Source organism: Haloferula sargassicola (assembly GCF_040362925.1).
Lineage (GTDB): Bacteria > Verrucomicrobiota > Verrucomicrobiia > Verrucomicrobiales > Akkermansiaceae > Haloferula > Haloferula sargassicola.
The window spans coordinates 46,083-68,859 of sequence record NZ_BAABRI010000026.1; the positions used below are offsets into that span (position 1 = coordinate 46,083).

At 65.7% G+C, this 22,777-nt stretch carries 21 protein-coding genes; 5 read left to right on the top strand and 16 right to left on the bottom strand.

Annotation, left to right across the window (positions count from 1 at the left end; translation table 11 throughout):
• The first annotated feature begins 2 nt into the window (after positions 1-2).
• Positions 3-1,760 (top strand): 30S ribosomal protein S1, encoded by a 1,758-nt coding sequence (gene rpsA, locus ABXH26_RS18445; RefSeq protein ID WP_353568595.1) that lies wholly within the window; start codon positions 3-5, stop codon positions 1,758-1,760.
• 544 nt (positions 1,761-2,304) lie between these two features.
• Here the strand turns inward: rpsA and ABXH26_RS18450 are convergent.
• From ABXH26_RS18450 to ABXH26_RS18465, 4 genes are all read right to left on the bottom strand, one after another.
• Positions 2,305-2,862: a hypothetical protein gene (locus ABXH26_RS18450; RefSeq protein WP_353568575.1), complete on the bottom strand. Its 558-nt coding sequence runs from the start codon at positions 2,860-2,862 to the stop codon at positions 2,305-2,307.
• Entirely contained in the window at positions 2,859-4,034 is a 1,176-nt protein-coding gene (locus ABXH26_RS18455) for a GAF domain-containing sensor histidine kinase (protein ID WP_353568576.1), read from the bottom strand. Before ABXH26_RS18455 ends, ABXH26_RS18450 begins: the two co-directional genes overlap by 4 nt.
• An 82-nt stretch (positions 4,035-4,116) precedes the next feature.
• Positions 4,117-4,830, bottom strand: a complete 714-nt coding sequence (locus tag ABXH26_RS18460; protein WP_353568577.1) for a response regulator — start codon at positions 4,828-4,830, stop codon at positions 4,117-4,119.
• Positions 4,827-9,275, bottom strand: a complete 4,449-nt coding sequence (locus ABXH26_RS18465) for a chemotaxis protein CheB (RefSeq protein WP_353568596.1) — start codon at positions 9,273-9,275, stop codon at positions 4,827-4,829. Before ABXH26_RS18465 ends, ABXH26_RS18460 begins: the two co-directional genes overlap by 4 nt.
• A 262-nt stretch (positions 9,276-9,537) precedes the next feature.
• Between ABXH26_RS18465 and ABXH26_RS18470 the strand changes: the two genes are divergently transcribed.
• Positions 9,538-10,062, top strand: coding sequence for a hypothetical protein (locus ABXH26_RS18470; RefSeq protein WP_353568578.1), 525 nt, complete (start codon positions 9,538-9,540; stop codon positions 10,060-10,062).
• A 99-nt stretch (positions 10,063-10,161) separates the two neighbouring features.
• Here the strand turns inward: ABXH26_RS18470 and ABXH26_RS18475 are convergent, their stop codons facing one another.
• Both ABXH26_RS18475 and holA read right to left on the bottom strand, forming a co-directional pair.
• Positions 10,162-10,434 carry a type B 50S ribosomal protein L31 gene (locus ABXH26_RS18475; protein ID WP_353568579.1) on the bottom strand — a complete coding sequence of 91 codons (273 nt, stop codon included), beginning with the start codon at positions 10,432-10,434 and terminating at the stop codon, positions 10,162-10,164.
• A 99-nt stretch (positions 10,435-10,533) separates the two neighbouring features.
• A complete protein-coding gene (gene holA, locus ABXH26_RS18480; RefSeq protein ID WP_353568580.1) occupies positions 10,534-11,631 on the bottom strand; it encodes a DNA polymerase III subunit delta in 1,098 nt (365 codons plus the stop codon).
• A gap of 104 nt (positions 11,632-11,735) precedes the next feature.
• On the opposite strand from holA, the gene ABXH26_RS18485 reads away from it, so the two are divergent.
• The gene (locus ABXH26_RS18485; RefSeq protein ID WP_353568581.1) at positions 11,736-12,668 is read left to right on the top strand and encodes a hypothetical protein; all 933 of its coding nucleotides are present in this window, start codon (positions 11,736-11,738) and stop codon (positions 12,666-12,668) included.
• Positions 12,669-12,700: 32 nt separating this feature from the next.
• Here ABXH26_RS18485 and ABXH26_RS18490 read toward each other — a convergent pair whose 3' ends face one another.
• From ABXH26_RS18490 to ABXH26_RS18525, 8 genes are all read right to left on the bottom strand, one after another.
• On the bottom strand, positions 12,701-13,756 hold the full coding sequence (locus ABXH26_RS18490; protein WP_353568582.1) for a sialidase family protein: 1,056 nt from the start codon (positions 13,754-13,756) through the stop codon (positions 12,701-12,703).
• Between the two features lie 61 nt (positions 13,757-13,817).
• Entirely contained in the window at positions 13,818-14,801 is a 984-nt protein-coding gene (locus tag ABXH26_RS18495) for an aminopeptidase (protein WP_353568583.1), read from the bottom strand.
• Positions 14,788-15,318: a tRNA adenosine(34) deaminase TadA gene (tadA, locus tag ABXH26_RS18500; protein WP_353568584.1), complete on the bottom strand. Its 531-nt coding sequence runs from the start codon at positions 15,316-15,318 to the stop codon at positions 14,788-14,790. Before tadA ends, ABXH26_RS18495 begins: the two co-directional genes overlap by 14 nt.
• 121 nt (positions 15,319-15,439) lie before the next feature.
• Entirely contained in the window at positions 15,440-16,318 is an 879-nt protein-coding gene (argB, locus tag ABXH26_RS18505) for an acetylglutamate kinase (protein WP_353568585.1), read from the bottom strand.
• A 68-nt stretch (positions 16,319-16,386) separates the two neighbouring features.
• Positions 16,387-16,710, bottom strand: coding sequence for an ArsR/SmtB family transcription factor (locus tag ABXH26_RS18510; RefSeq protein ID WP_353568586.1), 324 nt, complete (start codon positions 16,708-16,710; stop codon positions 16,387-16,389).
• Between the two features lie 384 nt (positions 16,711-17,094).
• A complete protein-coding gene (locus ABXH26_RS18515) occupies positions 17,095-17,346 on the bottom strand; it encodes a hypothetical protein (RefSeq protein WP_353568587.1) in 252 nt (83 codons plus the stop codon).
• A 21-nt stretch (positions 17,347-17,367) separates the two neighbouring features.
• Positions 17,368-18,726 carry a hypothetical protein gene (locus ABXH26_RS18520; RefSeq protein WP_353568588.1) on the bottom strand — a complete coding sequence of 453 codons (1,359 nt, stop codon included), beginning with the start codon at positions 18,724-18,726 and terminating at the stop codon, positions 17,368-17,370.
• 51 nt (positions 18,727-18,777) lie between these two features.
• Complete coding sequence (locus tag ABXH26_RS18525; protein WP_353568589.1) at positions 18,778-19,734, bottom strand: phosphotransferase; 957 nt, start codon at positions 19,732-19,734, stop codon at positions 18,778-18,780.
• A gap of 138 nt (positions 19,735-19,872) precedes the next feature.
• Here ABXH26_RS18525 and ABXH26_RS18530 point away from each other — a divergent pair, with 138 nt between their 5' ends.
• A complete protein-coding gene (locus ABXH26_RS18530; RefSeq protein WP_353568590.1) occupies positions 19,873-20,127 on the top strand; it encodes a type II toxin-antitoxin system Phd/YefM family antitoxin in 255 nt (84 codons plus the stop codon).
• 5 nt (positions 20,128-20,132) lie between these two features.
• The gene (locus ABXH26_RS18535; RefSeq protein WP_353568597.1) at positions 20,133-20,393 is read left to right on the top strand and encodes a Txe/YoeB family addiction module toxin; all 261 of its coding nucleotides are present in this window, start codon (positions 20,133-20,135) and stop codon (positions 20,391-20,393) included.
• 27 nt (positions 20,394-20,420) lie between these two features.
• Here ABXH26_RS18535 and ABXH26_RS18540 read toward each other — a convergent pair whose 3' ends face one another.
• Together ABXH26_RS18540 and ABXH26_RS18545 are read right to left on the bottom strand one after the other, a co-directional pair.
• The gene (locus ABXH26_RS18540; protein WP_353568591.1) at positions 20,421-22,157 is read right to left on the bottom strand and encodes a cation:proton antiporter; all 1,737 of its coding nucleotides are present in this window, start codon (positions 22,155-22,157) and stop codon (positions 20,421-20,423) included.
• 72 nt (positions 22,158-22,229) lie between these two features.
• A partial coding sequence (locus ABXH26_RS18545) for a hypothetical protein (protein WP_353568592.1) occupies positions 22,230-22,777 on the bottom strand: 548 nt, incomplete at its 5' end.

Here is a 22,777-nt window from a genome sequence, read left to right on the forward strand (position 1 = left end):
CAATTCGGAAAGGCAAGCGAGTCAACCAAACCAACCAACCCCTAACCACCATGAGCACTGCAGTGCTTGAAAACACCAACTCCGAACTGAGCGACCTGATCGACTCCAAGTTCGTCGAGTTCAAGGAAGGAACCATCGTCAAGGGCACGATCATCGAGATCCGCCCGCAGGTCGTCCTCGTCGACATCGGCTACAAGTCCGAGGGTACGATCATGGCGTCCGAGTTCGAGGACGAGGAAATCGAAGTCGGCGACGAAGTCGAAGTCCTCCTCGAGAAGCTCGAGAACGACGAAGGCATGGTCGTCCTTTCCAAGGAAAAGGCCGCCCACAAGCAGAACTGGGAAAAGATCGTCCGCGTTTACGAGGACGGCGGCCTGGTCCGCGGCAAGGTCAAGTCCGTCGTCAAGGGCGGCCTGACCGTCAACGTCGGCGTCGAAGCCTTCCTCCCGGGGTCCCAGGTGGACATCATCCCGCCGAAGGACCTCACCGAGTACGTCGGCAACATCTACGAGTTCAAGATCGTCAAGGTGAACGACGACCGGAAGAATATCGTGCTTTCCCGCCGCGAGGTCATCGAGGCCGAGCGCGCCGAGCTGCGCCAGCAGTTCCTCCGCACCGTCAAGGTCGGCGACAAGGTCACCGGCGCGGTCAAGAACATCACCGACTTCGGTGCGTTCGTCGACCTGCAGGGCATGGACGGCCTGCTTCACGTCACCGACATGTCGTGGGGCCGCATCAACCACCCGTCGGAAATGCTCATGATCGGCCAGTCGGTCGAAGTCATGATCCTCGACGTGGACCGCGAGAAGGAGCGCGTCTCCCTCGGCCTCAAGCAGATGACCGACAACCCGTGGGAGGACATCGAGGCCAAGTATGGCATCGGCACCACCGTCCGCGGCAAGGTCACCAAGCTCCTGCCCTACGGTGCGTTCGTCGAAATCGAGCGCGGCGTCGAAGGCCTGGTCCACGTGTCCGAGCTTTCCTGGGTCAAGCGCATCACCCGCCCGAGCGACGTGCTCGAGCTCGATCAGGAAATCGAGGCCGTGGTTCTCGGCATCTCGATCGAAGAGCAGAAGATCTCCCTCGGCGTCCGCCAGCTCGAGCCCAACCCGTGGGACGAGATCGAGGTCCGCTACCCGATCGGCGCCACCATCAAGGGCCCGGTCCGCAACCTCACCGCCTACGGCGCCTTCGTGGAGCTGGAGGAAGGCATCGACGGCATGGTCCACGTGTCCGACATGTCCTGGACCCGCAAGATCAACCATCCGTCCGAAGTCCTCAAAAAGAACGACGAGGTCGAGGCGATCGTGCTTTCCATCGACAAGGCCAACCAGCGTGTCTCGCTCGGCCTCAAGCAGCTTGAGGACGATCCATGGAGCCACATCGACGACCGCTTCAAGGTCGGCGACCTGGTCAAGGGCACCGTCGCGAAGATCGCCTCGTTCGGCGCGTTCGTGAACCTCGATGGCGACATCGACGGCCTCATCCACATCTCGCAGCTCAGCGAGGATCACGTGGAGAAGGTCAAGGACGTCATCAAGGTCGGCGACGAAATCGAAGCCCGCGTCATCAAGGTCGACAAGGTCGAGCGCCGCATCGGTCTCTCGATCAAGGCCGTCAGCTACTCGGAAGAGGAGCTCAAGAAGGAGAGCGCCAGCTTCGAAAGCCTGCGCCCGTCCTCCGAGATGGTCGGCCTCGAACAGGCCTTCAACCTCGCTGCCGCCGCGGCCGAGGAGTGGAGCCCGTCCGACGAGGATTGATCCTCGAAAAACCGCAAGGTTTCCCAAAAAGCCGGTCCCGCCAGTCGGGGCCGGCTTTTTTCATCCCTGCGTTGCCGCTCGGAACCCCGGATTCAGGACCTTTCCACGGCAATCAAGCTCGGGAGAATCATGGGCCCGGATGGGTGGGAGGTGAGAATGAAATCCCTCGCCTGCCTGTCCACCCGATGGCCCGCACCTCCATTTCTCAGCCCTCCTCAATTCGTCATCCCAAAAATCCTTTCCATCCTGATTCCAAACTCCCCGCCCACCCCTTCCATCCCGGCTTTGACCTTCGGAAAACTCCGAACGACTCCCCCCAACATGGCAGAGGCACTTCGGAAAATCCCGAATGCCTCCCGCCACTTGGAAAAGGCACTTCGGAAAATTCCGAACGCCTCCCGCCACCTGGAAAAGGCACTTCGGAAAATTCCGAACGCCTTCCGCCACATGGAAAAGGCACTTCGGAAAATCCCGAACGCCTTCCGCCACCTGGCAGAGGCACCTGGGGAAATCCCGACGTCGCATCGCCGGGTGGATCAGTTCCTCACCTGGAGTCCCCGCGCGCTTGCAAGCGAGCCATCGCCCCCCGGGCTCGCCACAGTCCGATCAGGTAGGCGACCCCCGTCACGGCACCGGCGAGATAGCAGGTGAGCTGGATCGACTGCGCGGTGATCAGTGCCCGCGTCAGCCCCGGGTAGAGGATTTCCGGAAACACCGGCTTTCCCGTGACCCACGACCAAGCCCCGGCCGCGAGCCCGCATAGCTCGGTGAGCGCCAGCGCCGGCCAGACCCTCCACAGGATCGTCTTCACCGGCAGCGGCGGACGTTTGCCCGAGCGGCCGATGAACAAGGCCGCAATGCCCAGCGGGATCCCCGGTCCGATCGAAGCCCGGAAAGCCCACGCCGCACCCAGCAGGTGGATGTTTTCGATCCCCCACAGCGGAGGATGATAGACCGTGAAATGCTCCGGCGCGAAGGGCGCCAGAAAGAGATCGTGCAGCTCGCAGTAAACGAGGATTTCCGCCCACACTCCGAAGATCACTCCGTAGCTCACGGCCCGGCGTTCGCCGGAAAGATTCCAGAAACCGACCCGCCCGCTCATGCGTGGGGGAACACCAGACGGAACCGGGCGCCCTCACCCGGTCTGCTGACCAGCTCGATGCTGCCGCCCTCCTGGTCGACCAGCTTTTTCACGATCGAAAGACCCAGGCCGGTCGATTCCTCGCCGGCCGTCGGCTCGGCACTGAGGCGGGCGTAGCGCTTGAAAAGCCGGGCCCGGTCGGTGTCCGAGAAGCCCGGCCCCTCGTCGGCGATCTCGATCCGGCTGTCGCGCGTGGTTTCCACCACCGAAATGCTCACGGTGCCGCCGGTCGGCGTGAATTTCAGGGCGTTGGTCAGCAGGTTCTCGACGATCTGCGCGACCGCCCAGCCGGCCACCGCCACCGCCCGGTTCTCCGGCGGGGGGATGAACTGAAGGTTGAGCCCCTTTTCCGAAGCCGGGCCACGGTGCCGGGCCACCACCTCCTCGATCCGCGCCAGCAGGTCGTCGCAGACCTCCCCGTGGTCGCGGTCCGCCGCCGCGATCCGGGACAGCAGCTCTCCGCCGCGGCGCGCCGAATCCGTCAGCGCATCGACCAGCGGCCGCAGGTCCACGGGCAGGTCCTCGGTCCGGGATTCCAGGATCGAGGCCGCCATGGTCACGCCGGACAGGGGGTTCTTCAAATCGTGGATGATCAGGTCCAGATCCGTGCGGAATCGCTCGCGCTCCACCCAGTGGTCGAGCAGGTCGGCCACGATGGCGGTGAAGTCCCTCACCAGCCGGATCTCGTGCGAGGTCCACTCGCGGGGCTCGGTATCGATGACGCAGAACGAGCCGTAGGCGTGATGGTCCTGGCCGACGATCGGGAATCCCAGATAGGCCATGACGCCGAGGTCCCGGACCGCGCCGTTATCGGCCACGCGGGGGTCCTGGGTGGCATCGCGGATGACCAGCGGGGCGCGTTCGCGGACGGCATGCTGGCAGAAGGAATGGCTCAGCGGGGTCCGGCGCTCGTCGTCATAGGGCGCCGGCAAACCACAGGCGCCGGGAAACACCTGGCAGTCGGCATCGACCAGCGACACCAGGCAGACGGGCACGTCCAACAGCCCCGAGGCCAGCTCGGTCATGCGATCGAACTCATCGACCTGCCGGATGCCGAGGAGACCGGTGCGGCGGAGCGCCTCGATCCGTGAGGGATCTTGGACCGGGTCCGGCGGTGTGGGACGGGATGCCATCGTGGGGTGGCTATTAGATCCACGATCCCACCCGGGGCAAGTGCTAGAATCTGCGGAATTTCCGGATCATTCCCACCCCCGGTTAGGGCCGGAAAGAGTCCGGCATTTCCGCATCCACCCACTGCACGGCATAGCGCACCACCTCACTACCGGAGGCCAGACCGAGCTTTTCACGGATGTTCGAGCGGTGCGCGCCCACCGTCCGCGGGCTGATGCCGAGCGTCTGCGCGATCGCCCCCGAGGGTTGGCCGCGGCCGATCAACTCCAGGATTTCCAGCTCCCGATCCGTCAGCCGGGTCACCCCGTGGTCCTGGTCCGCCGACCCGCGCCCGCCACTCAGGCGCTTGAGCAACAGCCGGTTCATGCGCGGACTGAGATAGACTTCGCCGCTCAACACGAGCCGCAGGCCCTCGACGACCTGATCCGTGGCCTCGTCCTTCATCAGGTAACCATTCGCTCCCGCCTTGAGCGCCCGCTCCGCGTAAAGCGACTCATCGTGCATCGACAACACCAGGATCGGCGCCGAGATGCCGGCGGCCCGGATGTCCTTGATGAGCTCGAGCCCGTTGCCGTCCTTGAGCGACAGGTCCAGCAGCACCGCGTCCGGCTTGGCATCCAACAGCCGATCGACCGCGCCGCGGGCCTGGCCGGTCTCCCCGGTGACTTGCATATCCGGCTCCAGCTCGACGACCTTGGCCAGCCCCTCGCGCATCAGCGGGTGGTCATCGATCACGAAGATACCGGCCTGGCGTTCGCGGATAGGGGAAAAGCCGGGGATTTCCATGGTGGATTTCACGAGTTGGGGTCGGGGTTTTCGCTATCCTCGGCCGGGACCGGTTCACTTTCCAGCCGGATTGTGCAGTCCATTTGCAGGCCGGTCCCCTGCTCGACCTCCTGCAGCGAGAAAGTCCCGCCCAAAGTCAGCGCGCGATAGCGCATCGACCGGATGCCGAGGCCCTCCGTCACCTCGTCCAGCCGGCCATCGCCATCGTCGCACACCCGCAGCAGCAGCTTGCGGTCCTCGCGGGAGAGGGTCACCGTCACCAGTTCGGCGTTGGCATGGCGGGCCGCGTTGAAAATGGCTTCCCGCGCAATGATGAAGAGCTGCGTGGCCACCGGCTCCTCGACGGTGAAATTGCCCAACCGGTCTTCGAAATCGCAGCTCAGGCCGTCGAACAAATCCGGCACCACCTCGCAGAACTCACCCAAGGCCGTGCCCAGCCCCCGATCCTGCAGCGCCACCGGACACAGGCCGCGGGCGATCTCCCGCGATTGATGGGTGATCTTGTTGATCCGCCGGACCAAGCCCTCGACCTCGGCGGTGTAGCGCGAATCGTTGCGGCTCAGTTTTTTACTCAGGGCCTGGCCGAGCATCCCCACCCCGCTGAGATCCTGGCACAAGCTGTCGTGCAGCTCGCGGCCGATCCTTTCCTTCTCCCGCTCGGCGGCCTCCAGCACATCTTTCTGGAGCTGCCGCATGCGCGTCACGTCGTCGGACAAGGCGAAAATCCCCCGCACCTCGCCTGCCCCGCCGAGGTGCGGCACGTAGTGGACGCGGTAGGCCCGCACGCCATCGCGCGGCAGGTCCACCGAGACCTCGAAATGCTGCTCCTCACCGGTCAGCGCGACCTCGAGGTACGGCTCGATGGCGGCGTAGTTTTCCTCGCCGAAGGCCTCGGCCACCGGCCGGCCGATGAACTCGCCGGGCTTCATGTGGAATTCCTCCTCGTGGAGGCGGTTCAGATAGCGGAAACGGCGCTCGGGATCGATGTAGGCGAACAAGGCCGGCACGTTGTCGGAGAGCACCCGCAACTGGTCCGTCCGGCTGGCCACCTCGGATTCGAGGAGGCGCTTCGAGTCCTCCATCAACTGCTCCGCGGCCAGCCGCTCGGAGATGTCCTGGATCATCGCGAAGTAGCCGACCACCTCCCCGTTCTGGATGTCCGGCAGGTAGTCGACCTCCACGTCGTGGATCTTGCCGAGGCGATAGGCCAGGTGCGCCCGGAACCGCTGGCGTTCACCCGCCAGCACCCCGCGGATCGGCTTTTCAACCTCCGCGTAGGCCTCTTCTCCGACCACCTCGAGCACGGTCCGGCCGATCATTTCCTCCGGCTCCAGCCCCAGCCAGTCGCGGTAGGCCGCGTTGGCGAAAACGTAGCGCTCGTCCGCATCGCACATCGCCAGCAAGGCCGGCATCGAGTCCGCGACCAGCCGGTAGCGCTGTCGGCTCGCCCGCAGCTCCTCGACCACCTCGTCGCGCTTCACCAGTTCGAAGATGATGTTTGCCAGCGCTTGGAGGAAATGGATGTCGTCGCCGGTGAATTCGCGCTCCTCATCGCTGTGCGCGCCCAGCACGCCCCAGGCCTCCTGTTCGGTGCCGATGATCACGCTCAGCCCGCTGACCACCCCGTGCCTGCGCAACAGTTCCGGTCCCCGGAAACGCGTCTCCTCGGACAGCCGGCGGACGATCACCGGAGCGTTCGACTTCAGCGTGTATCCCGCCTGCGAATCAAGGTCGGTGCCGACCCGCACCTCGCCCACCGCGCCCTCCTGCCAGCCGATCCCGGCGTAGAGCAGCAGCTCGGACGCGTCCTCCTTGCGCAGGACCTTCACCATCGGCACCCCGAGCATGGTGGCGCACGCCTCCACCACCTCCCCGCAGAACGCCGCCAGCGGCATCCCGGCCAGCGCCTTTTGTCCCAGCTTCGCGATCGCCGCCTGCTGGCGCTCCCGGGCCTGCAGCTGGCGGGCCTGCCGGCGCAGGTCGCTCACGTCGGAGAACGTGATCACCACCCCATCGATCCGCCCGCTGGCCGACCGGTAGGGCACGATCCGGCGCAGGTAGGATTCGCCCCCGCTGCCGGCGATCTCCTTTTCCTGCAGCTCCTGCGTCTCCAGCACGCGCCGCGCATCCTCAAAGATATGCTCGTCCAGAAACCGCGGCGCGATGTCCGACAAGGGCCGGCCCACATCCGCCGGGATCAGGTGGATGAGCTTCCGCGTGGCCGGGGTGAAACGCCGGATGCCCAGCTCCGGGTCGAGGAAAATGGTCGCGATGTCGGTACTGGAAAGCAGGTTGTCCAGGTCGTCATTGGCGCTCTCCAGCTCCCGCACCTTTTCCTCCAGCTCGGCGTTCACCGTCGTCAGCTCCTCGTTGAGGCTCTGCAGCTCCTCGCGGCTGGTTTCCAGCTCCTCGTTGGCGCTCTGGAGCTCCTCGTTCATGCTCATCACCTCCTCGTGGGAGGCCTTCAGCTCCTCGTTCGCCGTTTCCTGCTCCTCGATGGTGCTCTGCAGGCTCTCCCGCGTCACCTCCAGATCGGCCTCGAGCCGCCCGATCAAATCCTCGGCACCCGTCGGTCCGAAGCCGTCCTCAGGTTCCTCCATCGGCCGTTCGGAAAAGGTGACCATCAGCAGCTTGCGGTCGTCGTCGCCATCTCCGAGCGGACGGACCGACAAGGTCACGGCCACCTCACCCTGGTCGGATTTCTGGCACACCGTCATCTGCTCGGGCTGGAGGCTGGTCTCGGCCCTGTGGATCGCCGCCCGCAGCACCGATCGGAGGTTCTTGCGGCACAAGCGGATCGCCTGCCGCGTGGGTTCGCCGACCGGGAACTCCAAGTAGCGCGAGACCGGCCCGTGGAAAAACCGCACCTCGCCCGTGGAGTCCACCACCACCGCCGCCGGCGTGTGGTGCTCCAGCAGGGACAGCCGGGCCAGCTCCGCCACGCCTCGCGGCCGGTCCGGGTCCTTCGGCCTCGACGGCTCGAATGTCTGCGGCCCGCCCTGCTGGAAATGAAGTCCCGGCCGGGGGATGTCGTCCGTTTCCCGCCTGCGGAAGATCCGGTCGACCTTCGACACCGGCTGGAACAAGCGCTCCTGGCGCCCGATCGATTCCGACGAACCGAGAAACAGACAGCCGCCCCGCACCAGCGCGAAGTGGAACAGCTCGACCATCCGCTGCTGCGTTTCCTGATCCAGATAAATCATCAGGTTGCGGCAACAGATCAGGTGCAGCCGGGAAAACGGCGGATCGCCGATCACGTTCTGCCGCGCGAACACCACCGAATCCCGCAGGCTTTTCGAAATCTGCACCCGCTCGCCATCCTCCACCAGGAAGCGTCTGGCCCGGCTCGGCGGGATGTCCGCCAGCACCGTCTTCGGATACGCCGCCATCCGGCCGCGCGCCACCGAGGTGTCGTCGATGTCCGTGGCGAACACCTGCATCCGCGGCGGGCAGCCGCACCGCTCGAATCCTTCCGCCAGCGCCATGGCCACCGAATAGGCCTCCTCGCCGGAGGAACACCCCGGCACCCACACCCGCAGCGGCTCTCCGGCCGGCAGGTCCCGGATCAGGGGTTCCAGCACTTCCTTTTCCAGCACCTCCCACGATTCGGGGTCGCGGAAAAACGACGTCACCCCGATCAGCAAGTCCTGAAACAGAGCGCGCACCTCGCCCGAGTCGCGACGCAGGACCTCCAAGTAGTCGCGCAGGCTCTCGACGTGGCAGATGCCCATCCGACGGCCGATCCGGCGACGGACGGTCCCCGGCTTGTAGCTGCGGAAATCATGCCCCGTTCTCGCCCGCAGCAGTGAAAACACCGTCTCCAGGCCTTCGCCATTCCCGGCCGGCTCCTCGCCCCCCCTCGCCACATACGGATGCTCCGCACACTGCTTCAGCACACGCGGGATCTTCTCCACCGGCAGCACGAAGTCGGCCAGACCGGTCGCGATCGCCGACCGCGGCATGCCATCAAAGGCGGCCTGCTCGGGATCCGCCGCGATCGTCAATCCGCCGGCCGCCTTCACCGCCCGCAGTCCCCGCGAGCCATCCGCTCCCAGCCCGGAAAGCACCACGCAGATCGCGCGCGGACCGCAAGCCTCCGCCAGTGAGAAGAAAAAATGATCAATGACGGTGGGCACCACCCGGCTTCCCTCTAACTCACTGAGATGAAATTTCCCATCTCGGACCTGCAGCCGCCTGCCGGGCGGTATTGCATAGATGTGATTTTTTTCCACGAGCATGTCATCGACCACCTCGCGCACCGGCAGCGCCGTGTGTTTGGCCAGCAATCCGGCCATCAGGCTCTGCCGGCCGGGATCGAGGTGCTGGACCAGCACGAGCGCCATCCCGGGACGCTCTGGAAGGGCTGACAGCAAGCGGCGGAAAGCCTCCAACCCCCCGGCGGAAGCGCCCACCCCAACCACCGGGAAATCGGTTTCCGGCCGGTCCGGCTGCCCCATCGGGTCGTGGCTTGCCGCCCGGTCGGCGGCATTCTCCTCATCGCTCGTCACCGTGGCGTCCTAGCAATCCGGACCGCACCGAAACAGCCTAAAAGCCAGCCCGGCCACCGAGTTTTACGATAACTAAAACGTTTGACTAGTTATCTAAGGTTTTTGTCTGCGTGAATTTCCGATGGGATGGCAATATACAAGTTGGGTGGGCATCTGCCTATGCTTCTCCTACGCCGCTTCCCCCCGGAAAGCCTGTCCATCCAACCATTACGTGAACCTCGACTTCCTGACAAAAAACCGCCGGCCCGAGCCGTCTCGACGCAGCAACCCCGGTGGACCTGTCAACGTGGTGGTCCTTCACAACCACGTCCGCTTCGTGCGCATGGCGCGCAGCTTCGTGGAATCCTCACTCAGGCCGATCGCCTCGCTTTCCAGCTATGAGCTGAACCAGCTCGCCGAAGGCAAGGGCTCCCATCCCATCGAAGAGGCCGCGACCCTGCCGGACGCACGCAGCTCCGAGCCGGCCGACGACCTCCGCTCCCGGTCTCAGGATCGCTTTCCCGGCCCGAGCGCGCTGCGGACCGTGATCTGCGTCGGCATCGACACCAGCGTCGATCTGCCGCCCATGTGGCGGATCATGCTGTGGTCGGTCATCACCCAGCAGCCGAACGCTGGCGGTTCCCTCGTCTACTTCGAGGACAGGGGGCCGGGCGAACACGAGATGTCCGCCTTCCTCGAAGACCTGGCGCTGATCGGCGAGCTCGATTTCGTCCGTGCCAACGGGCGCCCCTGGTAAATCCCTCTCCCCGTAAGCCCCCCACCCCCCAAAACATAAAACGCCCGGCCGCTGCATGCGACCGGGCGTTTTTTGATGAAAACCTTCGGGCTTTCCGGCTCAGGCATTGAGCTTCGGCTTGCCGGCGCGGCGGACGGAACCGAAGCGCTTCTGGAATTTGTCGATGCGGCCCTCGGTATCGACGAACTGCTTCTGGCCCGTGAAGAACGGGTGCGAGTCCGAGGTCACGCCCATCGAGATGACGTTGTATTCCACACCGTCGATGGTCTCCTTCTTGTCGGAAGTCTTGGTCGAGCGGGTGATGAAACGCGCGCCGGTCGTCATGTCGACGAACAAGGCGGGCGCGTAGCTGGGATGAAGATCCTTTTTCATGGCAGGTTGGGAGTTCGCCACGTTCCAACGCGGCGGGGCGGGGAGAATGCATGGCCCCGGCCCCCTGTCAAGCCAAGGGCAGCGCCCCGGGTCGCGGTGTCAGGCGCGCCTCCGCTCCACCGCCGCGCTCATTTCCGCCACGAAGCGGTGGAGCACCAGACGGTGATCGAGCCCGGTCGTGACCAGCGCTTTGTCGGCCTTCAGCGCGGATTCCATGAGTCCACGCAGGCTGTCTTGCGAGAAGGCCCCGGCCGCCCCTTGCATCAGAAACAGCGGGTAGGCATTCACGCCGCCGGATTTCTTCTGGGGCAGCCACGCCTTTTTCAGCGCCGGCAGCCGGTCGAGCGCGCCGGAAAAGGCGGAATACGAGCCCCCGCGGACGCCCATGTCCGCCACCACCCGCGCCATGAAAAGATTCCTCACCGTGGGGATGATCGAGGCCCGCATCAGCCCGATCGCGCTCTCGCCGCTGGTCAGCAAGCGGTCGATCAGCTCGATGGCCCGCGCCGCGTCGCCGGTCTGCAGCGCCTTGCCGATCTCGAAAACAATGCCCGCCCGGCTCATCGGCACCATCGCCCGCACGTCGGCCAGGGTGATCGTCCGCCGCTCCGGCCCAAGGAAGAGGTCGAGCTTCTCCAACTCGCTGCCGATCTGCCGCGTGGCCTCGCCAGCCTGCATCACGAACAGCTCCAGCGCCTCGTCCTCGAAACGCAGGCCAAGGTCCTTCGCCCGGCCTTGCACCAGCCGCGCGACCTCCTCCTCCCAGCCTTCGCGCGAGGTGTCGATCTTGTCGTAGCTCCGCACTTCGGCGCTCTTTTCGAGGAACTTCCAGAAGGCGCGACGCTTGTCGATACCGGTCGCGCTGAGCAGAAAGGTGACGCCCTCCGCCAGGCCGGCGTCGAGGCACTCCTTCAGCGCCTCGACTCCGCTCAGCGTGCGCTCCGAGCGCCCGGTCACGTCATCGATCAAAAAGGTGGCCGACTTCAGCCAGACCACCTTCTCGCCGCCGAAAAGCGGCAGCGTGTTCAGGGCTTCGACGACCGACCGGCAGATTTGGAAGGCTCCCTCGGAGTTGTCCGCGGTGCCGTCGATCGTCTCATGAGTGAAACCATCGTCGTTGCCGCCGGTCAGCTCCCGATGGAGCCGCAGGGCTTCCTCTTTGACCCGCCCCTCGTCGGATCCGATGATCGCATGCATCCCGGCCACGGGCCGAAAATGAGCGCCCCCACCCCGGCCTGTCCAGCCTCCGGGTCGGGCGGCGAAGTTGACAGGCGGACGGCGACCTTTCATGTTGCCAAACCATGAACCGCCTCTACCCGGCCATCGCCGCCGTTTTGCTGGCCTCGGCCGCCTCCGCACCCGCCGTGATCGTCAGCGGAGTCTCCGGCACGGGGAACAACAATGACGACGTGGCCGACCTTCAAAGCTACCTTTCCTCCGCCAGCCAGCCCGATTTCCCCTACTGGGACAACCTCGTCCGCGTCTCCAATGCGTCCGGTGTCTACCTCGGCGCGGACAGCTCCAGCGGCACCGGCTGGGTGCTCAGCGCCAATCACATCTCGCCGGAACCCGCCACCATCACCGTCGCCGGATCGGTCTACACCGCCTCGGCCGGCATCCAGATCGGAAGTTCGGACCTGATCCTCTACCAAATCGGCGGCGGCCTCGGCGATCCCGCCCTGCCCAGTCTGCCGGCGGTGCCGCTGGCCTCGATCACCGCCAGCGCCGGCGAGAGCGCCCTGATGTTCGGTCGTGGCTTCGCCATCAATACCTCCGCGCCGTACATTTGGGGCACCCCCGGCACCAGCGATGCCAACGGCACCCGCTGGGCCACCAATACCATCGAGCTGACGGCCATGGTCGATCTCGGCGGCTCCAACCTCCAACCCTATCTGGTGACCGACTTCGACGCCTCCGGCGACCCGGGGGCGACCGCTTACGACGGCCAGGCGAGCCTCGGTGATTCCGGAGGCGGGCTTTTCATCCTCCGCGGCGGCGTGTGGGAACTGGCTGGGATCGCCCATTTCGTCGATGACGGCCCCGATTTCCTCGAATCGGTCGCCACCGGCGACAACACTTTGAATCCTTCCCAAACCGGCGACTACTCGGCCTATTCGGACGTCTTCGCCAAATCCGGCGACATCATCACGGTCACGGGCGTTCTGGTTCCGGAGCCCGCCTCCGCCCTGCTCGTCGTGGGCGCCCTGCCTCTGCTGTTGCGGCGGAAACGCTAGCCCCTGCGTGACGGCTTTGGTCCTCCCGGCCATCAGTGCCCGACCTCGCCATCGATCGCCCAAACCCCCGCCCGGCCGTCGATCCGCGCCTGGGTCACCGCGGTGATCGTGTGCTCGTTTTTGACAAACAACGAATTCCAGAGCTGGCCTTCTCCCTCGGGAAACGGAAATGCCGGCTCGCCGAAATCCCGAGCCCGGCCATTGCCGAGGCATACCGCCATGCGCGAGTCCGCCATGTCGCCGCTTTCCGCCAGCTGGAATGACAGCACCGTCACCCCGCGGCGCAGCCATCTCAGATACGGCGCGCCGGCGTAGGTCTTGGCGGCCAGAGGCTCACGCAAAGCGCTCCAGCGCTGCCGGCTCTCGCCCTCCACCGGGCCACCCGACCACGACCCCGTCCACGACGTTCCGAGGATCACCGGCTTGAAAGCTCCCCCGAGTCCGTTGTCCTCGATCGCCACCGCGATTCCCCCGACTTCGGGCAGCAAGGTCGGCACCGGCATCCCATCGCGCGATCCCGCCCGGAAGCTCACCGTCTGCGGTTCTGCCCAACTTTTCCCGCCATCCGCCGTCGCAACCATCGTGATTTCCTGCTCGTTGCTTTCCCGATAGGGGCCTTCGTTGGCGAAATACACCTGCACTCTGCCGTCCGGCAGCTCGATGCCCGCGGGCTCCCAGCAGCCGTTTCCAAAGTCATGCCCGGCCTCGTACAGCATCTCTGGCGCGCTCCAGGTCACGCCCTGGTCGCGGCTGCGGAAAAAACCTACCGAAAACTTCGCGGCTTCCGGTGAGCGGCGCGACGGCCGCCGGTTGAAAAAGCACCAAACCTCGCCGTCCGACCGCACCAACAGCTCGGCATTCGTCAGCTGCCCGTGCTCCCAGCGCCCCGCCTCGAAGCCCCGGCTCCAGGTCTTCCCATCGTCCGCACTGCCCCGCACCTCGATCGCCCCGCGCCGCGAATACGCACACAGCAGGCGCTCCTCACCCACCCTCGCGATCCGCCCGTAGCCCCCGCCCTCCGCAATCAGCACCCGCGTCTGCGGCTTCCACTCGATCTCCGCCGCCGGTGCGATTCCAACCCACAGCATCCACCAAATCCATCGCATCACGGGCCCTTACGACCCATTGCCCACCAATCCTACCGGGAAGTTACTTCTCCTCCAGCCGCTCCCAGAACACCTCGAAATCCCCGTCCGCTTCCTCGATCATCCTCGTGAAATGCGGCACGCGCTCTTCGTAGGTGGTGAAGGAATTGAGGCGGGCGTTGTTGATCGGTTCCTCGATCCATGACTTCAACCCGCGACCCCAGCGGGTGCGGAGCGCGATCAGCCGCTTCTTCAGCCGCGCGATCTCGGCCTGCTTGGCGGCCCGCTTTTCGGCGTCGCTACGGTCGCTGCCGTAGATCCCCTCCAGCCGCGTGGCGGTGGAAACGATGGCTTCCCGCGCCTGGGCGATCTTGGCCAGGCGGTGGTCGTACTTCGCCGCCAGCTCCGGCCGGCCGGTGTGGCGGAACCAGCGGCGCACCGCTTCCCGCGCCACCGCTTCGGCCAAGGCCTCGTTCTCGTCCGTTTTCCCAGAGATGTAGTATTTCCGGTGCGTCAGCTCGTGGAAGAGGGTCTCGGCGTAGTCGACCTCCTCGTAGCCCGCGAAGGTGTCCAGCACCGGGTCCTTGAACCAGCCGAGCGTCGAAAACGCATCCACGCCGCCGGACCACACCTCGTAGCCCTCCGCCTCCAGCCTGGCGGCCTCCTTTTTCGCCAGGTCCTCGCGGAAATACCCGCGGTAGGCCTGGCGACCGACCACCGGATACCACCATTTCTTCGGCTCCATCGACAGCTCGGGCGCGGCGTGAAGGACCCACACGAGGTGCTCGCGATCGAGCTGGGCGTAGCGCTCGTAGGCCCCGCCGGAGGGCATGAGCAGCTCCTGGTCGGCGAAATCGAGGAGGCGCTTGGTGAGCTCCATCCGCTCGCGCAGGGCGGCGCGGTCGGTGGTTCGAATGACCTCGTCGATCGGCCTCGTGCGGCTCATCACCTGCAGTTGGCCGACGACCGCCTGCGAGTAGAACCCGACCGTGCCGCAGGAACTCAGCAGCCACGCGCCGGCCAGCACGGCGATGTTACGGCGGATCATCGGGCAACCCTTCCGCTTTCGCCGCGTCCCGCAAGGCCTTCTTTTTCGCCCGCGCCTCGCGGAAAAAACTCTGGAGCAGCGCCAGGCTCTCGTCGCCGAGGACCCCGCGGCTCACCTCGCAGCGGTGGTTGAGCGGCGGGTTGGCATCGAGCAGGTTGATCCAGCCGCCCGCCGCTCCAGCCTTTTCATCCGGGCAGCCGAAGACCACCCGGTCCGGCCGGCAGTGGACGATCGCCCCCGCGCACATCGGGCACGGTTCCTTCGTCACATAGAGCGTGCAGCCCTCCAGGCGCCAGTCGCCCATCGCCTCCTGCGCCGCCGTCAGGGCCAGCATTTCGGCGTGAGCCGTGGCGTCCTTGAGCGTCTCCACCTGGTTCCAGGCCCGGCCGATGATCAGATTGTCGCGCACAATCACGCAGCCGATCGGCACCTCGGTCGCCTCGTAGGCCCGATGCGCCTCGCGCAGCGCCATGCGCATCCAGTGGTCGTCGCCGAAGGGGTTGAAGAAGTCGTTCATGAAGAAGATGGTAGATCGCAGATTGGAGATCGCAGATTGTAGATTGTAGATTGTAGATTGTAGATGAAGAGACCGCGGAGCCCGGGCATCCACCATCTACAATCCGCCATCTACCATCTTCTCAGAGTGTCACCTCGGTGCCTACGCCGCCGTCGGTGAAGATCTCCAGCAGCAGCGCGTGCGGCAGACGACCATCGACGAAGTGGACCTTGCGCACGCCGGCGTTCAGCGCGTCCATGGCGCTGCGGATCTTCGGGATCATGCCGCCGGAGATGGTGCCGTCGGCCATCAGCGATTCGGCTTTTTCGCGGTCGATCGAGTGGATCAGCGTGGCCGGATCGGCCGGATCCCGCATCACGCCGGGGACGTCGGAAAGATAGACCAGCTTGGAGACGCGCAGCTCCTTCGCCAGCGCGGCGGCGGCCAGGTCGGCGTTGATGTTGAGCGGCTTGCCGGTGGCCAGTTCGGAGGCCAGCGGTGAAATGACCGGCACGATGCCGGCGCGGAAGGCGGGGTCCATGTTGCCAACCTGGCAGCCGACCACCTCGCCCACGCGGCCGATGTCGATTGGCTCGCCGTGGTCGTCCTTCACGCGCATCTTTTCGCCGAGAAACACGTCCGTCCCCGGGATGCCCGTCGCCCGCCCGCCGAACTCGCGGATCATCTGGACCAGCCCGGGATTGATCTCGTTCGAGAGCACCTTTTCCACGATCCCGATCGCGGCCTCGGTCGTCCGCCGCAGGCCGCCGACGAACTCGGCCACCAGGCCCGCCTCCTTCATGGCTGCGGAGATCGCCTTGCCGCCGCCGTGCACGACCACCGGATTGATCCCCGCCACCTCGAGGAACACGATGTCCCGCATCACCTTGCGCACCAGCTCCGGATCCTCCATCGCCGATCCGCCCATCTTGATGAGAAAGGTTTTTCCGCGGAACGACTGCAGGTAGGGCAGCGCCTCGATCAGCGCCTGGGCTTTGTGGGTCGATTCGTTGAGGCTCATGGTTTCGCACCGGCGACCATAGGCACCTCGGGGCGAAGGAAAAGGGAAACGCTCTTCCCGCCTTGGATTCACCCTGTCGTTTTCGGCCGCAGGCGCAGCACGCAGTGCCCGTAATCCACCGTCCCCTCCTCCGTGGAAATCAAACACGGCGCCGGGATCGAATACATCCCGGCGCGGTTCACCACCACCATCCCCGCATCCCGCAGCGTCCGCATGTGTTTGGAAATCGTGTTCTGCGAGATTCCGACCCGCTCGGAGAGTTCCACCACCATCAGGCCCTCACCCCGCGACAGTTCGGCCAGCAAGCGCCAGCGTCGTTCGTGGCCCAAGGCTTTCGCCACCAAGCGGCGGGAAACGCCCGGCGCGGGCTGCGGGACATCGGAAGGGTTCATCGCTGAAGTGAGGAGCGCCGTCATAGCTCCCATGGCTGATCTTAGGAAGCCATTTTCCGCTCACAGCGCTCCTGATTCCCCTCTCTGCGTTCCTATTGCCGCTCTTCGGCTCCCATCTGCGGATCTGCTCGTCCTTCTGGCATCTTTCCCTCCACTGGTTGCCGCTCCCCGCGTACCTACCACTGTTTCCAGCGTACCTACTGCCGCCCTCAGCGTACCTCCTGCCGCTTCCAGCGTACCTCCTGCCGCTCTCAGCGTACCTCCTGCCGCTTTTAGCGTCCCGGCTGCTGCTGTCTGCGTTTCGATCGCCGCTTGCATCGCTCTTGCGGCAGATCACTTCGCTCTTTTTTCATCTCATATCGCGCGGGCGGAGGCTTTCCTGCCTCATCGGGCAGGTTCGCGATACCATACGGTGACAAACACGGCATTCACCGCATTGCCGTTGGAAGCCGAGCCGTTGGAAATCGTGAGAACCTCCAGGTTCGGCCGCCCGGCGAGCCACTGCTCGGCCTGCTGGTGCGCGTCCTTGATTTGCTCAATGACCACCTTGGGGCCATCGAAGCGGATGCCGCCGGCCGCGCGTCCGTAAAAGATCGCGTGGCGCAGCGGGCGGGGCAGCGGAGGGGGTGGAGTCATGTCGGAAAGGATGAAGACGTCTCAACGCCGGCGCTTTTTCCGCCGCTTTTTCCCGCCGGACTTCTTCGCGTCGGGTTTCGATTCCGGCTCCGGCTGCTGGTCGCTGCGCACGACGCCGACCCGCGTGGAGACCCGCCCGTATTCCACCGCCAGCCAAGCGGCCAGCGGTTGGGAAACGACGGCCAGGAGGGGCGGCGTGACCTGCCACACGCGGATTGAAACGGCCGCGATCGCCGCAATGACCAGCGTGGTCGCCACCGCGATGACGGCCCGCAACTCAAGCAGCTTCGCCTTGAAAAGCCAGCCGCAGAGCAGGGCGTTGGCGATCAGCAGGGCGAGCTCCAGCAGCCCGTTGAGCCGCGGCACCTCGCGCAGCGAGGCCCGCACCGGTGCGCTCCGGATCAGGGCATCGACGGCCGGCACCTGGGCGGTCCAGGCGACATCCTCCTTCGGCCCGAGCAGGCGGCCATCGCCGATCACCACCGGCCGCGGGCGCTGCGCGAAATCCTCGGGCAGCGACTTTTCGATCACCGCCTTGAGCGGCACGCGCTCCGCCGTCGCCTCATCTTCCGGCAGCCGCGCCCGGCCGCGGAAGTCGATCGGGATCCGCGGCCCCGTGGGGCCGAGGCGGATCACATTTCCGACCTCGATCTCCACGTCCCCGAAGCCGATCCCGAGCCGCGCGATCTCCAGCGCCAGCGGCAGCGAGAACACCACCCGGTCGCCCCAGCGCGCCAGCAGGTAGGCGCGGCCGCTTTCGTCCTTCTCGCTCTCCAGCCGGGTGAAACCCGCCAGCGTGCGGCGGCCGCCCAGCTCCGGCGCCACGCCGCGGATCGCGTTCACCACCGGCAGCTCGGTCACGTCGCCCGCCACCTCGTCGTCATCGATCGAGGCCCGCAGGAACGGCGCCGCCACCGGGTCGCCGGCGGTCGAGTCTTTCAGCGGGAAACCCAGCACCAATCCGGGAAAACGATCCATCACCCCGCGCATCGCCTGGATCGCCAGCGTGTCCGGCTCGTCCCATTGCAGCGGGTAGCCGATCCCCATCTGCTCCAAGCCTGCCTCGTTCAGGCGCGCCAGCACCACCGCGATGTCCGAGGGCGGCGGCGGCATCGATTCGAACCAGCCCTCCGGATCCTCCTCCAGCGTCAGCTCTGCCATCGGCTCGGGTGCGGGCGCCGCGGCGTAGGTCGCGATTTTCCGCGGATCTTCCAAGGTGCCGCGCCCCTCGACCTCCGGGTGCCCCCCGGTCAGCCACGAAAACATCGCCCGGTCCGCCTTTTCCAGCGGCGGCACGGCCGTGGTGATGGCCAGCAGCAGCAGCCCCACGCCCAAGGCGGCGACGGCGCCCGCGAACCGGGGATGCTCGATGCGAATCACTTCCGACGGATAGCGGATGGCGCGGATCGGTCCAGCAAGGAGCGCAGCACGCTACTTCGCCGCCTTTTCCAGCACCGGCTTCAGCAGCGCGCCGACCGGCATGCCCTCGGTGACTTCCGCGAGGAACTTCACCGCCACCGGCACGTGCGGCCGATACCACTCGTCCTTGCGGTTGCGGAGGATGTTTCCGAAAGCCCCCAGCGCCTGCATCAACCGCTGCGCCGCGCACTCGCGGAACACCTGCTCCGGCGGACGGTCCTCGGAAACGTCCTCCCACAGGTCCAGCAAGCGCTCCCGGTCCTCCGCCGAGTGGTCCATGTAGGGATCGTAGATCAGCGAGGCCAGATCGTATTCCTGGCGACCCTTGCGCATGCCTTGGAAGTCGATCCAATACACCTCGTCCTCCCACAGCATCAGATTCTGCGACTGGAAATCGCGGTGCACCAGGTGCTTCGCCGAGGCTCCGAGGCGCTCCGCCAGGTCGGTGAATTCGGGCGCCTCGCGGAGGTCGTCGGCATCGCCTCCCAGCAGGCCTTCCACGAAGTGCTCGAAGAAATACTCCTGCTCCCAGCGGTAAAGCGAGGCATCGAAGGGCGGATTGAACTCCATGTCCCGCGCCGCGCGGCAAAAGAACAACTTGTCGAGCTGGCGGAACGCTGAGCGGTAGTAGGGCTCGCGGTTCTTCCACGGCCGGTCCTTGAGCGACAGCAGGTCGTCATCGCCGAGATCCTCCACCAGCGCCACCCGCCACTTGAGGTTCTCATGCAGGATCGAGGCCACGTTCACGCCGGCCTTTTCCTCGAGGAAATGGGCGACCTTCGGGTAGGCATCGTTGTCCGGCCGCTCATCGGTCCAGTAGATACCGATGAAGGGCTCGTATTCCTCGGTCACCACCCGCACGATCGTCCGACCGGAAGCCCCCTTGGCGATCGGGGTCAAGGTGACCGGCTGGGTCGGATCGAACTCCAGATACTGCCGGACGGTGGTGAGGATGGTATCGGCGGACATGGCTCGGCCGCGAGGTATCCGGGCCCGGCCCGCGAGGGGCAAGGGCAAAACGGCGTCGAAGCTCCCTGCTGACGGGCCTTTTCACCGCTTGGAGAACAATCTTCTTGCCGCCGAAGTTCTGTACACGATCCTGTTCATGTGAAGGCAATCTCCTACACTGCCGCCCGCGAAACCCTCGCGGCGACCATGCAATCGGTCTGCGAGGATCGCGAACCGGTCATCATCACGCGGAAGCGCGACCAGGCCGTGGTGATGATTTCGCTCGAGGACTTCGAGTCGATGCAGGAGACCGCTTATCTTCGCCGTTCCCCCGCCAACGCCGAAAGGCTGGATGCCGCCATCGCTCAGCTTGAAGCCGGCCAAGGCAAGGAACGGGCACTTCCAAAGGACTGATGAAGCTGCGGCTGGTCTTTTCGGATCAGGCATGGGAGGACGTCTCCCACTGGGCAGCCAACGATCGCAAGATCATGAAGCGCCTGATCCGCTTGATCGACGAGTGCCGGTCCACACCGTTTGAGGGCATCGGCAAACCCGAGCCCCTGCGTGAGAATCTGTCCGGCTACTGGTCCCGGAGAATCACCGACGAGCATCGTTTGATCTACAAGGTGTCGGAGGGCGAACTTTGGATCGCTCAAGCACGCTACCACTACACCCGATAGAAGGAGTGCCCCGTCGTCACCGACCGGTCACCCCTCCGTCTCCTCCTCCACGATCTCCTTCACCTCCTCGTCTTCGAGGTCGATGCGCTGGTAGGCGCTCATGGCGGCGCGGATCATGGCGCCGGCGCTTTCGGCTTCGTCGTGGATGACGTTGACGCCCTGGGCATCGAGGCGGGCGACTTCGTTGGGAAACTTGGCGCGGGCGAAGATGCAGACGCCCTTGTTGCGCTCGCGGACCAGGGGCAGGGCGGCCTCGGTCAGCTCGACGGCGGGGAAGGTAAACGCGACCATGCGGGCGCGCTGGATGGCGGCGAGGTCGAGCGCCTCGGGATGGGTGGCATCGGCGAAGAGCACCGGCTGGCCCTCGCGCTTGAGCTGGCGGACGGTGTCGGAATTGAGCTCGAGCACGAGCGTGTCGATGCCGCAGCGGCGCAGGGCTTCATTGAGCGAGCGGCCGACGGGACCATAGCCGCAGATCACGGCGTGGTCGGCGATCTCGCCGACGGCATCGTGCAGCGCCAAGCCGGCCGGTGGGCGCTGGTGGGCCTTGATCCAGCCCTTCGACTCCAGCCATTTCCCGAAGGGCCCGGCCTTTTTCATGAGCGTGGGCACCAGGCCCATGGAAACGGCGGTGCAGGCCAGCAGGAGCTGCTCGACGGCGGGATCCATGACGCGGAACTCGGAGGCCTTGTTGAGCAGGACCAGCGAAAACTCCCCGGTGCTGGCGAGGCTGGCCCCGGCGAGCAGCGCGGGCCGGGTGGGGATCTTCAGCAAGCGCGCCGCGCCGGTGACGATGGCACCCTTGGCTGCCAGCAGGACCAGCGTGCCGATCAGCACGAACGGCCACTCCATCAGCACGGCGCCGACATCGATCATGAGGCCGACGGAAACGAAGAAGATGGTCAGGAAGAGGTCCTTGAACGGCAGGACATCGGCCATGATGCGGTGGGCGTAGATCGATTCGCTGACCACCAGCCCGGCGGCGAAGGCCCCAAGCGAAAGCGACAGGTCGAGCGCCTCGCCACCCAGTGCCACGGCGGCGCACAGGGCGATGACGGTGAGGGTGAAAAGCTCGCGGCTGCGGGTGCGGGCGACGGCGTGGAGCAGCGGGGTGACACCATATTTTCCGAGCACCAGCGCCGCACCGAGGAACAGGGCGCCTTTTCCCAAGGCGGAGACGACGCCCATGAGCGGACTACTACCCACGCCGTAGATGGCCGGCAGGACGAGGATGAAAAGGATGACCAGGATGTCCTGGAACAGGGCGATGCCGAGCGCCGCGCGGGCGCCGGGGTTGTGCGGCTGGCCGAGGTCCTGAAAGGACTTCATGGCGACGGCGGTGGAGCTGAGCGCCACGGCCACGCCGATCACCGCGCATTCGGGGCCGCCGAGCCCGCCGAGGCAGGCGACCAGCGCGGCGATGCCACCGCTGAGCAGGACCTGCAGACCGCCGCCGAAAAGCGCGACCCGCCAGAGGTGCTTCAGCTCACCGAGCGAGAACTCGATGCCGAGGGTGAACATCAGCAGGATGACGCCGAGCTCGCCGAGGTTGGCGATGATGGGGTCGTCCTTGTCGGCGCCGACCATCCACAGCAGGCCGCTGTTGGCGATGAGCACGCCGACGGCGAAATAGCCGACCAGCGTGCTCTGGCGGAACTTCACCAGCAGCAGCGAGGCCAGCACGGCGAGCACCAGCACCATGGCCAGCAGCCCGAAGAACGGCGTGATGGTCGAGTCTCCGGCGGCCAGCAGGTTGAAAAGCATCGCCGCATCCTAGGCGGCCGGCGTGCCATGCAAACCGGTTTTTTCCGCCACCGGCGGGTCGGGTGGCGAACCTCAATCCACGAGCCCGCGGGCCCAGCCCTCGACGTTCTGGGAGTGGTGGATCATGCGGGTGATGGAGGCGACCACCTCGTCGTTGCCGGCCTCGGGGAGGTCGTCGGCGATCGTCTGCAGCCGCTTGGCGTAGGCGTCGCGGATCCTTTTCAGCTCCTGGACGTTCCCGGCGTCGATCTTGGCCTGCTTTTCGAAGTAGAAGGTGCAGTTCTTCTTCATGTCCGCGGACAGGAGGATCTCCTTGTTTTCGGTCAGCGCGGCGGGCGACGGGATGCGACCGTCCTCGGCATCCTGCAGTTTCCCGATGAGGGCGGTGTTGTGCGCCTCCCAGCGGTTGCGATCGTTGACGTTGAGGCCGCGCAGCCAGACGTTGAGGTCCCAGACCAGCTTGTCGCGGTTGGCGATGAGGTCCTTGCGGTGGTCCGCCTCGGCCTTGGTGACCAGCTCGACGGCCTTGCCGCGGAGTTCGGACACCGCGGCGTTGCCCAAGGCGGCTTCGCCCTCGTCGCTGACCGCCGGGGCTCCGCCGTCGAGGCTCCATTCGATCA

Bases quoted from the DNA above. Each gene is read 5' to 3' on its own strand.
- ABXH26_RS18455 (WP_353568576.1), bottom strand. From the start codon at position 4,034: ATGGCATCCCGTCCCACACCGCCGGACCCGGTCCAAGATCCCTCACGG.
- ABXH26_RS18485 (WP_353568581.1), top strand. From the start codon at position 11,736: ATGAACCGCCTCTACCCGGCCATCGCCGCCGTTTTGCTGGCCTCGGCC.
- ABXH26_RS18510 (WP_353568586.1), bottom strand. From the start codon at position 16,710: ATGAACCCTTCCGATGTCCCGCAGCCCGCGCCGGGCGTTTCCCGCCGC.
- ABXH26_RS18490 (WP_353568582.1), bottom strand. From the start codon at position 13,756: ATGCTGTGGGTTGGAATCGCACCGGCGGCGGAGATCGAGTGGAAGCCG.
- ABXH26_RS18450 (WP_353568575.1), bottom strand. From the start codon at position 2,862: ATGAGCGGGCGGGTCGGTTTCTGGAATCTTTCCGGCGAACGCCGGGCC.
- ABXH26_RS18465 (WP_353568596.1), bottom strand. From the start codon at position 9,275: ATGGGGCAGCCGGACCGGCCGGAAACCGATTTCCCGGTGGTTGGGGTG.
- ABXH26_RS18540 (WP_353568591.1), bottom strand. From the start codon at position 22,157: ATGCTTTTCAACCTGCTGGCCGCCGGAGACTCGACCATCACGCCGTTC.
- holA (WP_353568580.1), bottom strand. From the start codon at position 11,631: ATGCATGCGATCATCGGATCCGACGAGGGGCGGGTCAAAGAGGAAGCC.
- argB (WP_353568585.1), bottom strand. From the start codon at position 16,318: ATGAGCCTCAACGAATCGACCCACAAAGCCCAGGCGCTGATCGAGGCG.
- ABXH26_RS18475 (WP_353568579.1), bottom strand. From the start codon at position 10,434: ATGAAAAAGGATCTTCATCCCAGCTACGCGCCCGCCTTGTTCGTCGAC.
- ABXH26_RS18515 (WP_353568587.1), bottom strand. From the start codon at position 17,346: ATGACTCCACCCCCTCCGCTGCCCCGCCCGCTGCGCCACGCGATCTTT.
- ABXH26_RS18525 (WP_353568589.1), bottom strand. From the start codon at position 19,734: ATGTCCGCCGATACCATCCTCACCACCGTCCGGCAGTATCTGGAGTTC.
- tadA (WP_353568584.1), bottom strand. From the start codon at position 15,318: ATGAACGACTTCTTCAACCCCTTCGGCGACGACCACTGGATGCGCATG.
- ABXH26_RS18495 (WP_353568583.1), bottom strand. From the start codon at position 14,801: ATGATCCGCCGTAACATCGCCGTGCTGGCCGGCGCGTGGCTGCTGAGT.